The 13,839-nt window shown below is 38.7% G+C and carries 8 protein-coding genes; 2 read left to right on the forward strand and 6 right to left on the reverse strand.

What is annotated here, in order from left to right; genetic code table 11:
- Positions 1 to 54: 54 nt before the first annotated feature.
- Positions 55 to 1,242, forward strand: coding sequence for an aminotransferase class I/II-fold pyridoxal phosphate-dependent enzyme (locus RE317_RS17085; protein ID WP_005842272.1), 1,188 nt, complete (start codon positions 55 to 57; stop codon positions 1,240 to 1,242).
- Between the two features lie 87 nt (positions 1,243 to 1,329).
- Complete coding sequence (locus RE317_RS17090) at positions 1,330 to 2,217, forward strand: DMT family transporter (RefSeq protein ID WP_005853396.1); 888 nt, start codon at positions 1,330 to 1,332, stop codon at positions 2,215 to 2,217.
- A 7-nt stretch (positions 2,218 to 2,224) separates the two neighbouring features.
- Here RE317_RS17090 and RE317_RS17095 read toward each other — a convergent pair whose 3' ends face one another.
- From RE317_RS17095 to RE317_RS17120, 6 genes are read right to left on the reverse strand one after another with little or no spacing between them, the layout of a single operon-like run.
- Entirely contained in the window at positions 2,225 to 4,576 is a 2,352-nt protein-coding gene (locus RE317_RS17095; protein ID WP_008669180.1) for an ABC transporter permease, read from the reverse strand.
- 59 nt (positions 4,577 to 4,635) lie between these two features.
- Positions 4,636 to 5,310: an ABC transporter ATP-binding protein gene (locus RE317_RS17100; protein ID WP_005842266.1), complete on the reverse strand. Its 675-nt coding sequence runs from the start codon at positions 5,308 to 5,310 to the stop codon at positions 4,636 to 4,638.
- A gap of 19 nt (positions 5,311 to 5,329) precedes the next feature.
- Positions 5,330 to 7,729, reverse strand: a complete 2,400-nt coding sequence (locus RE317_RS17105) for an ABC transporter permease (protein ID WP_117873589.1) — start codon at positions 7,727 to 7,729, stop codon at positions 5,330 to 5,332.
- A gap of 20 nt (positions 7,730 to 7,749) precedes the next feature.
- Positions 7,750 to 10,119, reverse strand: coding sequence for an ABC transporter permease (locus RE317_RS17110; protein ID WP_117889638.1), 2,370 nt, complete (start codon positions 10,117 to 10,119; stop codon positions 7,750 to 7,752).
- A 13-nt stretch (positions 10,120 to 10,132) separates the two neighbouring features.
- On the reverse strand, positions 10,133 to 12,529 hold the full coding sequence (locus tag RE317_RS17115) for an ABC transporter permease (protein WP_117870414.1): 2,397 nt from the start codon (positions 12,527 to 12,529) through the stop codon (positions 10,133 to 10,135).
- 10 nt (positions 12,530 to 12,539) lie between these two features.
- Positions 12,540 to 13,790, reverse strand: coding sequence for an efflux RND transporter periplasmic adaptor subunit (locus RE317_RS17120; protein WP_117870412.1), 1,251 nt, complete (start codon positions 13,788 to 13,790; stop codon positions 12,540 to 12,542).
- Positions 13,791 to 13,839 lie beyond the last annotated feature (49 nt).

Here is a 13,839-nt window from a genome sequence, read left to right on the forward strand (position 1 = left end):
GTTTATATACATTATTTTAAAGTAGGCCGACGAGGCTTACATATACAATAGGATATGGGATTATTACAAGACAAGTTAAGTAAATTCAGATTGCCTCAACTATACATGGAAAGAGGCGTTTACCCTTATTTTCGTGAGATAGACAGCCATCAGGATACAGAGGTTATCATGGATGGTAAAAAGGTGCTGATGTTTGGCTCCAACTCATATATGGGGTTAACCTACGATGAACGGATTATTGAAGCAGCTGTTGCTGCAACCCGTAAATATGGTACAGGTTGTGCAGGTTCACGCTTCTTGAATGGTACGCTTGACCTGCACGTTCAGTTAGAAAAGGAATTGGCGGAATTCGTAGGGAAAGATGATGCATTGGTTTATTCTACCGGTTTTACTGTAAATGAGGGTGTGGTATCTTGCCTGACAGACCGCAATGACTACATTATCTGTGATGACCGTGACCATGCTTCCATCGTAGACGGACGTCGCCTTTCTTTCTCCACCCAGTTGAAATACAAGCACAATGATATGGAAGCCCTTGAGAAAGAACTTCAGAAGTGTAAACCGGAATCTGTGAAACTGATTGTGGTGGACGGGGTTTTCTCTATGGAAGGTGATTTGGCTAACTTGCCTGAGATTGTTCGTTTGAAAGACAAATACAATGCAAGTATCATGGTGGATGAAGCACACGGCTTGGGTGTGTTCGGTCGTGACGGGCGAGGTGTCTGTGATCACTTCGGACTGACAGATCAGGTAGATGTTATTATGGGTACATTCTCAAAGTCACTGGCTTCTATCGGTGGTTTTGTTGCTGCGGATAAAGATACAATCAACTGGTTGCGTCACAACTCACGTTCATATATATTCTCTGCAAGTAATACTCCTGCTGCAACAGCTGCTGCACGTGCTGCACTTCATATCCTCAAGAGTGAGCCCGAACGTCGTGAGAATTTGTGGAAGATTACAAATTATGCTTTGGATTGTTTCCGTCAGGCCGGTTTTGAAATCGGTGATACTGAAAGTCCGATTATTCCACTTTATGTTCGTGATACGGATAAGACATTCGAAGTGACTAAACTGGCATTTGACGAGGGTATATTTATTAATCCTGTTATTCCACCGGCTTGTGCACCACAAGATACTTTGGTGCGTGTTGCTTTGATGGCTACTCATACAAAGGAACAAGTTGACTATGCTGTGGATAAACTGACTAAATGCTTTAAGAAGTTGGAAATCATAAAGTAAGATATCACAGGTTGCCTTTACAAAGGCAACCTGTTTTTTTATTATGTATTATTGTCTATCTTTGTATCCGCTTTACTTGAAAAGGACATGAATCGGATAAAAGGTATTTTATATGCAGCAGTGTCTTCTGCGACTTTCGGATTGGCACCGTTTTTTTCCATAAGCTTGTTGGCTATTGGATATTCTTCTTTCGAAGTGCTGACTTATCGTTGGGGAGTTGCTACAGTTGTCTTGCTTGTTTTTGCTTTTCTTACCAAATGTGATTTTCACATAGGGTATAAAGATTTTAAAACAATTTTCGGACTGAGCTTGCTGCGTGCGCTTACTTCGTTCAGTCTTGTCATAGCTTATCAGAATATTGCAAGTGGTGTTGCTTCTATCATCCATTTTATGTATCCGCTGGCTGTTGCAGTAACAATGGCTGTTTTCTTTAGAGAAAAAAAGTCTATTGTGACTTTCGCTGCTATCGTTTTATCATTAGTAGGAGCATCTTTATTATCTTCCGGAAATATAGAATATAATGGTGGAAATAGAATGATGGGATTGATAGCGGCCTGCATATCGGTTTTCTCTTATGCCGGTTATATAATAGGTATAAGAAAAACCAGAGCAGTGGAAGTTAATTCTACGGTATTAACTTGTTATGTGATGGGGCTGGGAGCCTTGTTCTTTTTGCTGGGAGGACTTTTCTATGATGAGGGGGTCCGTTTGGAAACCAATGTAATCACTTGGCTCTATATCGGAGGACTGGCACTTCCTGCAACTGCGATCTCTAATATTACGTTGGTGAAGGCTGTAAAATTGGCAGGACCGACGTTGACTTCCTTATTGGGTGCATTGGAACCTCTTACGGCAGTCCTGGTAGGGGTATTTGTATTCAAAGAACTCTTTACTACATACAGTGCTTTGGGCATAATCCTTGTTGTGATTTCTGTAAGCTTGGTTCTTTTTCAGCAAAAGAGAACATATACATAGACGTTTGCTATTCAGCTTTTAGGCTGTTTACCGGATTAGTGCGTGCACTGAGATAACTATGTATTGTTATCGTAATGGTTGTAATTACCAATACAATAAGAACAGGGGTCAGGAAATTCCATTGTGTGGCTGAAATTCGATAAGCAAATTGCTCCAGCCAATGTTGCATTAATAACCACGTTATCGGAATAGCGATGATGTATGCTACTAGTATTTGCCATAGAAACGAACGGTTTAGTAACCATACTATTTCCCAATTGGAAGCACCGTGCACTTTACGGATTGCAATTTCACGGGTACGATGACGTACAGCGTACCATGAAATACCGAACAGGCCAAAACAGGTCAGGGCCAATGCAATAAATGAGTAGCTGATAAGGATTCGGGAGAGTATAATTACTTTGTTATTACGCAACATAAATTCTTTATGCATATCTACATATTTGAAACCTCTGTCACCATTCATTTCCTTCCATAATTTTTCAATAGATACCAATGTTTCTTTATAATATTCAGGAATGAGTTTTATTTGTATGAATGTTCCTTTCTGAATTAAATCTTGTTCTGTTCCAATAGATATTTGTTGACCACCGATTTCCTCTTCCAGGGAGTTTAATGGGAAGTTCTTGAAAATACCTGCAATAGTACTTAATGAATCCGAGAATTTATCAAATTCATTTAGTTTATGACCTATGTGGGAAACATCTATGTTCAGCAGACGCGCAAGCTTTTCATTGATAAAAGCCGGATGAGTATATTCCCGACAGGCTTGGGAGGGAGATACTCCGGCAATTTGCCGGATATGCATGGTTTGGAAGAAAGTTGTGTCGGTAGGGATGTGTGCTATAGAATTATGTTGGATACTACCGTCTGTTTGTCGGATAGGAAGTTCACGAAGCCAACAGTAAAGTACAGAACTCATGGAAAGACTTATAGACTCTATTCCATCCATTTGTTTCAGTTCCTGATAGAGCGGAAACAGAGGAAGGGTGCCACTCCCTATTTCTATTGTATTTTCGTAATGGTATGCACGGGATTTGATTAAATCCATTTGTTTTTGTGCAAGAGTGGTTGCATACACTAACCCGATTGAAAATATAAACTGGATGGTAACAAGCAACCATATAAATTGTTGCTTTTTCTTTCCTGTATAAGCTTGCCGATACTTGCTCAAAGTCTGTTGAGAGAGTTTATGGCTGATATACAGACCAGGAATGACAGCCATGAGGAAAATGAAGGATAAAAGTAAAGGTAGAACTTGCCGGCTGAAAAAGAAAGAGAAGGAAAGGCGGGTAGACAACAGGTTGTTAAACCACGGCAGCATGTCATTAATAAGCAATAATGATAACAGGAATGCAAATAAAACGGTAAGTGCTGCATCAAGAAATAACTGACTGCGGATTTCTTTTGATTTTGCTCCCATCAGCTTTTCTATATGTATCATTTTAAGTTGCTGCAGGGTACGTGAGAGAGTCAGATTTGTATAGTTGAAACAAGCGATGATAAGCACAAGCAGGGCCGAAATCAGACTGATATATAGTAATAATACATCACAATGTTGGAAAAAAGCCAACTGTTGCTGCTTGCTGTCTTTTCCTGTATTAAAGTATAGTTCTTTTATCGGATCAATATAATATCGTGAATCCGGTACTAATGCTGGAATCTTGTCTTTTTTAATTTTTTCCTGTAAAGCTAAGGGAGATGCACCTGGTTGTAGTTTCAATAATACAGGACCACCCCATGATTTGTCGGATAGTCCTGTCAGCAAATCAAAATGCAGAAAAGATTGTGGACGATCTTCTAATATAGCTGCTACTTTATAACTTTTACTTTGTCCTTCTTTATTGATTATTTCCAAGATTTCTCCAATACCGGAATGATTTCCGAAAAGTTGGTGGGCAAATCTTTTGTTTACAGCAACTTTGTCCGGAGTCGTGAGGACTTCTTCCAGGCTGCCTTCTGAAGTTGTATAAGGAAAAAATTGATTTAAAGTAGAGTCGGCACTGATAAAAAGAAACTGTTTGATATCTGTTCCATTATATTTGCAAAGATTACCAGACATTCCGTTTACACGCAGAATATCTGTAATTTCAGCATATTTTTCTTTTATCTGTGTGGCTGCGTCTGAGGTAGAGTAGGCTACTTTAATACCTTCTTCCATTGGAGAGTCTTGACGTAATAGATAAATGAGGTTACGGTCGGTATTATATTTTTCCACATTATATTCATGGATAAAAAAAGTCATAAGCAGATTGGTGCATCCTAATCCAGCTGTAAGACTGAATAGCGAAATCAGAAAAAAAAGTTTGTTTCGCCACCAGTTGCGGGCAATAAGTTTGATGTTTAAGAAGACGTTCATTGTTATAATATCCTTTTGTTATTATAGAGGTGGTTTAACCACCTCTATAATAAATTGACTTATATTTTTATTTCATTCACCACCTGCCCGTCAAACAAATTAATGGTTCTCCCTGCATAGCCGGAATCGTGTTGGGAGTGGGTAACCATAACAATTGTTGTTCCTTCTTTATTCAGTTCGGTCAGAAGTTCCATTACTTCCTTGCCGTTTTTGGAATCCAGATTGCCGGTAGGCTCATCTGCTAGAATCAGTTTCGGGTTTGCTACTACAGCACGGGCTATTGCAACACGTTGTTGCTGTCCGCCGGATAGTTGTTGTGGGAAATGTTTTACCCGATGGGCAATAGCCATACGGTTCATGGCATCTTCTACCCGGCGTTTGCGTTCTGCCGCCGGAATCCCCATATACAATAAGGGTAACTCGATATTTTCGAATACATTCAATTCATCAATCAGGTTAAAGCTCTGGAACACGAATCCGATGACCCCTTTACGTAAATTGGTGCGTTGTGCTTCGGTAAATTTGGAAACGTCTGTTCCGTTCAGTTCGTAAGTGCCTCCCGTAGGATTGTCCAAAAGGCCGAGGATATTCAGCAGGGTGGACTTTCCACAACCGGATGGTCCCATGATGGCTACAAATTCGCCTGCTTTGATTTCTAGATTGACATTGTTCAATGCCCATGTTTCGACTTCTTCTGTTTTGAAGATTTTCTGTAAGTTTACTGTTTTGATCATAATCTTATATTTTATAAAGTTATTCGTTCTTGATTACTTTTGCAGGGTTAATTCGTGCAATTCCCAGAATACGGAATAATACCGTGAGGGCCGTAATAAATGTTATTCCGATGAAAATTCCTGCCCAATATATGATACCGTCATTAAAGAATACAATATATGCTTTTTTCCATATTTGTATGACTATATAAATTAATGGAAATGCAATAATTGCGGAAACAGTCAGCAGTTTTATATAAAGGCGGGCAAACAATAAAATAATCTGTTTCAATCCTGCTCCATTTACCTTCCGGATAGCTACTTCCTTTTGTCTGCGTTCCGTATCCAATGTGATGGTCGAATAAACTCCCAACAAAGTAATGAGCAGGCTGACGATAGAAAAGAATAGAATAATCCCTTTCAATTTATTTTCTATTGCTTGTGCTTCATATATATCTTCCTGCAATGTAGTGACATGAGGATGAATACTTTCCGGGAGTGTTTCTTTCAATGTCTTTTCTATCATTTTTTTTATATCAGCCGTTTCCCCCGGCTCGCATTTCAGATAGCAATGACCTACATAATAATTGAAGTCGCTGGGTAAGAATACAAATCCAGGACTTTGATTATATACATCGGCGATAAAATCGTCACATACACCGCAAATGGTATAGCTTTCCGAGTAATTGTATAAAATAGTTCCTAACAGATCTTTTTTCTGGCGTTCCGCCCATGTTTTGTCTACTACCAAATCCTCTTTGGCTTTTAATGTGTGTCCCGATAGTAAAGGTATGTTCATGAATTGGAAGAAGTTAGTGGAAACATTCATGACATTTACTTCAAAACTGCTTTCCGGGTTACCTTTTTCCATTTGCATCCCAGTACCTGATATACCTTTCAGATAACTGATGTCTGCCAATAATTTGTCTTGTACACCGGAAAATTTGGATATACGTTCTATTAAAGCCAGTTTCTCTTCATTCTTCATAAACATATAATCTATGGAGAAACTTAGTATATTGGCTTTTTCTTTTTCAGTCAATGTGTTGAATAGGGTAGATTCCGTTTTCTCCGCTTGCATATAAAGAGCTACGGTAAATGCGACAAAAACCCAGCATATAAAAAATTGGATGCCTAACAGAATATTCCGCATTCCATGTTTATGACGTTTTATCTCACTGCCATGAATCTCTGTCTGGATGGGTGTGTAATGTATGCGCAATACAGTTATAAAGCATAATATCATACATAAAAATAAGATGAATACCATATACTCTGCGGTCTGTATAAACAAGAGGTTCTTTTCAATGATAAGAACGTAATTAAATAAATTGAAATTCAAATAGGGACTGATTATTTCAATCAAGCAGAACGTAAACAAGAAAGCGATGAATGCAATGATGACAGACTGGACAAAGAGTTGGTAAAAAAGTTGCTGGTTTCCACTGCCCATAACTTTGCGTATCCCGTATTCACGGTTACGATTCAAAAAAGTTCCCATAAGAAAATGGAAGAAATTAAGAAGTCCGGTCAGTAAAATCAACAGGCCTACTATCATGGTTATTCCTGCAAAATAAGGAGCAATGGACTTATCCCAAAATTCCTCTCCAAAGGGCGAGGCGGTTATAGCTGTTTCTTCGTCATATATGTGGTGCTTCATATTTATGGAGCGAAAACGGGCTTCTAATTTTCGAGCTGTTTTACCCGGATGTAGCAGGGCAAAACCAAAACCTCCGGTCATATTATTACGACCGTTGAATTGCAATGTTCCTTCACTGTCATTCAAAGTCAGCATATCCAGTTTCTCAAGAAAACTCAGGCTGGTATTCAGGGGAATATCTTCTATCACGGCTTGAATGGTATAGGCTATGCCTCCAGTACGAGGAGTGGTATCCGGTGCTGTAAAAAGACGTTGTGTCAATATCATACGTTTGCCTATGGGATTTTCTGATTCACCGAAAATCCTTTTTGCTAAAGAGCGGGTCAGTATGATGGCATTGGGGGTGTTGGAGGCTACTTCCCATGATCCCTGTAGTATTCGGGGAGTGAATACTTTCCTAAAAAGAGAGTCTACTTCCATTGTCATCAAATGATCGTATGGCAATTCTTTCCCTTCTTTTATCTCTACGTTGTAACTCCGCTCTCGGGGATAAACGGTAAAGGTAAAATCTTGAACCTCATCGAATCTAAGTTTGCGCAATTCTTCAATCGTTGTTGCCGGAATACCAGAATACAAATCTCCCCGTGTTGTACATAAATTTATGTCTGCTATGAGTTCTTTATTGGAAAAGCAAGAATCTACTTCGCTGATGAACCGGCTACAATAAAGACAGATACTAAAACATAATATCCCGACGGATAGCCCTACGATAGATATCAGATTTTGTATCTTATTTTTTAATAAGTGGCGCATTGCCATTTTTATATAATGCCTTAACATATTTCCGTTGTTTTATAAAATTATTCTGTTTTCATGATTTGTGTCGGATTAATATATGCCGCCTTTTGTATTTGGTATGCTAAGGTGCCCAGTGATATGATTATTACCAACAGCAATGATATGATAAAAATGTCTATACTGACAGGTGCCCTTACTGCAAAATCTTGAGTATAGGTATTTATCAGATAATAAGCCAAAGGAATAGCTATGACAAATGCTATAATTAAAACGGTTATATATTTGCGGAATAACAGTCGGTAAAGGTCTTTGGCACTTGCACCGTTCACTTTACGAATCGCTATTTCCCGATATCGTTGGCGAATGTCAAAAAGAGAAATCCCTAACAGGCCAAGACTGGAAATAATAATAGCCATACCTGCAAAAATAGAATAAATAGTGGCTGTTTGGCGGTCTTGTGTATACATCGCTTTGATATCATCTTCCAGGAAAGTATATTCAAAGTCTTCACTTCCATAGACTTTATATTCCAAATTACGTAAGAAATCAATCACTTCTTTCTTTTTGCCGGGTGTATAAGCTATCTGATAAAGATCACCACTGAACCGTGCTCCGACAGGATAGATAGTAGGCTTGATTCCAGATGTCAAATGTCCTTCAAAATAATCCTCTACTACTGCAACGATAGGTTGAAGAGAAGCGTTAGCATTAGCCCTTTTTTGATTTTCTTCAATCACTCCAGCGCCATTGATTGAAGTATAGCCTAATGCTTTCAGTGCGGCTTTGTTTACAACAAAAACAGTGCGCCGGTTTTCTTTATTTATATCGGGTATCTCACCTTCAATTACTTTTATATCATATAATTTGAAAAATGCAGGAGTGGCGTAATGAATATTCAGAAACACCTTTTCTCCTTTATTGTTCAGATAGTTTGTACCAAAGGTAGGAGTAAGGATATTTTCATTGCTAGGTTCGTACAATTCAATAAAAGGACATGCATTAAGTTCATTATCCAATTGCATGACACGTTGGCGACGTTGTTGCATACTTTCATAAGTATAACTGCTAAAATCTTTCGATTCATATACTAAATTTACATTCATTATGTTTTTAGTACGAAAGCCGGGTTCGGTATTTAACAACATTCCAAGTTGTCGATTAAAATAAAGTGATAATACCACTAACAAAAAAGTTATAATATACTGTGCCCCTAGAAAGAACATACGAAAATGTTTGGAATGACTTTGGACACCGATAGAGCGAATGGAAAGAATGGGGGAGGTGTAATTGTATTTAATGTATGGATAAATAGAAGTTATTACTGGTAACAATAATAAAATACTTGCCGAAAGCCATCCGTCGAAAGCCGTATAAGAAAAGTGAATGTCGAACAAATATTCAGTAGGGGCAGACATTATTTCAATAATAAGCCAGGATACTAATAAGGCGCTCAGAACTAGTAATGTATTTTCAATCCATATATTGGCAAACAATGTTTTGCCGCATACACCAAATACTTTCTTCAATCCATATTCTTTTCCGCGGCGTAATAATGCTACCAGGTAAAGATTAATAAAATTCAAGATGCCGGTGAGGAGCAATAACAGGCATACGCCCGACAAAATGATTAAGTGGGAATGGTTTCCCGAAAGAAACATAGCAGGTTCACGGTCTGTTAAAGAACCGTCCCAGTAAATATCCTTCACAGAAATTAAAGAAAATGTATGTGTGCGAGTGTCATATTTAGGGTCATTTATATACCGTGGGACGCTACCTGTCTTATTTATGGCATTTATATCTGTACCGGGTAGGAAACGATAGAGCTCTGTATTCATCCTTTCCCAATGTTGGGATAATTTAGAAGAGAGGATGATATCAAAGTTAATTGTAGTTTTACACTCAGGTTCTCCTACAATGCCTTCTACGGTAATATCTTTGCCATTGCTATAACGTAGTACTTTACCTATCGGATTTTCATTACCGAAAATCTTACGGGCGTATTTTTCTGTTAATAATGCCGACTGAGGTGTTGTGAGAGATAGCTTTCCTTGCACTATAGGATAATGAAATAACTGGAAAAATACACTGTCGGTAACGAGGCAACGTGCCGGAATACGGTTGGTACCGGAAATGACATAGTCCTTTTCCAATGGAATATAGGTGGTCATAGCTTCTACGAAACGATTGTCGATAGAAATGGTATCATAGTTATATTGTTTCAGTCCACTCAGTCCCCGGTTACCTTCTGTATTGGTACAGATAGCATACACATGCTCCCTGTCGATGCAATGTGTGTCCACTGTCAGTTCCCTATGGATATATCGCATCAAGATGATATTGCATGCCAGACTGAATGCCAGTCCCAGCAAATTAATGATAGTATACGATTTAGAACGCATTAAAAAGCGCCAAGCATATTTCAGTGTTTTCATATTTAATGTGTGTTTATTCTGATCTTATAATTTTTGCGGGATCAATTTGAGCAGCTTTGTGTATTTGCCAAATTAATGTGCTTGATGAAATAAAGGAAATGATAGCTAGAACTGCTAAATAAATTCCTATATCTACAGGTATTTTTAGTACAAAATCCCGTGTATACATATATATGAGGTAATAGGCAAGTGGAATAGCCAATACAAATGCACAACCTATTACTTTGATATATTTGCGGAACAATAGCAGGTAAAGGTCTTTCATCCCTGCGCCATTTACTTTGCGGATGGCAATTTCACGATAACGTTGTCGGATATCAAATAAGGATAATCCAAATAATCCCAAACAGGAGATGATGATTGCTATCAAGGCAAAGACAAAGTAAATGTTTGCTGTTTGACGGTCCTGAGCATAAAGTTTGTGGACTTCATCTGTCAACCAAGTATAGGTGAAGTCTTCGGTATTATATATTTCTTTTTCTGTTTTCTTCAGATATTCTATGACTTCTTTTTCTTTATCGGGGTTGACGGCAATCAAAAAATCGCTGTTGCCGCTGCTGGGCCCTACGACAAATGCCATCGGTTTTATTCCTTCAGTGAGATGGCTTGGGTAATAATCGTCTATTACAGCCACTACAGGCATAAGTTTGGTTCCACCTTCTTCCATTTCTCCTTTTTCGCTGACACTAATCCAAAGCGGGGATTCGCTGCGTACAAAAGCATCTTCTAGCCGAGTATAGCCCATAGCTTTCATTGCTGCTTTGTTCAGTACCATTTTATAGTCACTCCAACCTTCAAATTTTTGGGGGATTTCTCCTTCCAGTACTTTTAAATCATATAGTTGGAAGAATTGTGGAGAAGGAAATAGGGTGAGCATGGGTTGACGGGTATCCTGGTCATTTAACAACATGCAGATAGAGCCTCCCCTTAATATAGAATAATGGGAATTCATCCACATTTCAATGTGAGGACACTCGTTTAATAGTTGCTTGATACGGTCTTGGCGGGCAAAGCGCTCATTGCGCTTTTCTTCTGTATCAGAGCGCAGATAATTTTTGTTTTCGTGTAACAACTCAGCTCTGAGAATTCTTTCTGTCCGATATCCGAGAGAGGTATTCAGCAGGAAATGCAGTTGCTTGCCAAAGTAAAAGGACAGGATAAGGAGTAATATGGTTATAATGTATTGAAAAAAAAGGAATGTCATACGTACAGTGATAGCATGACGGTTTGATGTTATTGAACGGATAGACACAATAGGAGGGAGATAATTATATCTGATGTATGGATAAATAGAAGTGACCAAAGGTAATAATATGATGAATCCCAAAGACAATTGCCAGTCGAATGCCGAATAGCTAATTTGTTCATTCATCAACCGGCTGACTGGTACTTGGGTTGCTTCTATCAACAGCCAGGCGGTTAGCAATGCGGCAAAGGCTAATAACAGATTTTCTATCCATATTTGTAAAAACAAAGGCAGACGCTGCAAGCCGAATACTTTCTTTACTCCATATTCTTTAGAACGTTTCATCATAAATACCATATAAATATTGATGAAATTCAATATACCTACCAATAATAGCAATATGGTTACTCCTGAAAGAATATACAGGTGTGTACGGTTACCGAATTGCATGATGGAATCGTAATCGTCATCGTGACCAATGGAATTTCTCCAGTATAAATTTTTCCAAGTAATAAATTCCCAGCGTATTCTGTTTCCCCTTTTGTCCTTTCTGTACACATTGCTTGCTTTGTTTATCTTATCCAGATCTACACCGGGGAGTATGCGCATCAGTGATATATCCATACGTTGCCAGTGTTCCACCAATCTGTATGATACCAGTAGATCGAACCGAAGTAATGATTTGCATCCCAATTCTCCAATCACTCCCTTGATGGTGATGTTTTTACCATAATATTCCAATACTTTTCCTATCGGATTTTCTTTACCAAATATATTACGGGCATAGCGCTGGGTGATGATGGCGTCACCAGGGGCATCTAAATGGGCCTCACCGGCTGCAACCGGGTAGTGGAAGAAATGAAAAAAAGTGGAGTCAACTGCTGCTATATTCATTGCATAGTTACTGTTTTCATATACCACATTGTCTCGCTGCTGTAACATCAGGCGGCATTGTTCCACTATTTGATGGTCAGGAATATAAACAGAATCAGTTTCAGACCAACCTTGTTGCAAACTTCCCGGATGAAGATTTCCTTCTATATCCCGTATAGGAATGATGATATGTTCCGGATCTACGCTATGTGCATCCACCGTCAGTTCCCTATGGATATATCGCATCAAGATGATGCTGCATGCCAGACTGAAAGCCAGTCCTAGCAAATTAATGATAGTATACGATTTAGAACGCATTAAGAAGCGCCAGGCATATTTCAAAGTTTTCATGTTGCATGTTTTATTTTAATATCAATTCTTCTGCGTCACCAAAGGTATCATATCCTGTGATAATTACAAATTCTCCAGGCTGTAAACCTTCAGTGATTTCATATTGAAGCGGGTTTTGGCGTCCTATATTCAATGGAACTTTTACAGCTTTTGTTTTTGATGGGTTTATTTTGTAAATCCATTGTCCTCCAGTAGACTGGTAGAAATTTCCACGTGGGATAACTATAGCTTGTTCGGGTTGGCCCAATTCTATTTGTACCCGGAAGCTCTTTCCTACACGGACATTCTCGGGCATTTCTCCGGTAAATACCAAATCTACATCAAACATACGGTCTTTTACCTCAGGAACTACTTTAGTAATTCTCAGGGGGTAGCGTTTCCCTTGATAGTTTACGGTAGCCGGAAGACCTGTTGTGATGCGGTCAATGTAATATTCACTTAAAGAAGTATGAATTTTATATTGATCCAGCACTTTTATTTCAGCTATACTTTCTCCCGAAGCAACCTGTTGGCCGGAAGTTACTTTCACAAAACTTAGTTGGCCGCCAATCGGAGCTTTTATTATCAAATCCTCCAACCGTTCTTCCGCACGTTTCAGTTTTTTGCTTTCACGTTCCAGATCATTTTTCAATAATTCTTTGCGGATAAGGGTTACGGATGAATCATGTTTCAGGCTTTCCATTTGTAATGCCGTATTTTTCAGTTTATACTTATATTCATCTTCAGATACTTGAAGCTCAGCCTTGCTCTTAATTCCCATTTTGAATTCCTCTTTGTCCAGTCCGAAGCTCTTGCGCAGTCGTTCCATCTCATATTGTGCCTGTAATGTCTGTTGCTTCAGTGTCAGACTCTTTTGTTCCATTTCTATCTCTTTCTCTTTATAGGTGATTCGTTGTTTTTCCCATTCGTCACGTTGGTCTTCAATGGAACGAATCAGATCCGGATTAGTCAATATCAACAAGGTGTCACCTTGTTTCATCATATTCCCTTCTTCTCCAACAATGCGGTCTACACTGCCGGCTTCACGAGTATTTACTTTGATGGTAAGAATGGGTTGCACCAGTCCTTCCACATCTACATACTCCATAAATTTGTCGTCTTTTACTTCGGCTATCTGAATGTTGTCTGTTTCGATACGCAGCTTGCGAGGACCTAATGAAAGGCTTATCACATAGATAAGGAAGATAATGAAGGCCAGTGCAGCTATCATATAGTAGCGATAGCGGATGTACCACGGTTTCTTTTCAATTTTTATATCCATTAGTTTATGTTTTTTGATATAATTTTTTTTATTTCTTTTTTAAGTATGG

It is taken from the genome of Phocaeicola sp. GP0067 (assembly GCF_031119655.1).
In the GTDB taxonomy this organism is placed as follows: Bacteria; Bacteroidota; Bacteroidia; order Bacteroidales; family Bacteroidaceae; genus Phocaeicola; species Phocaeicola vulgatus.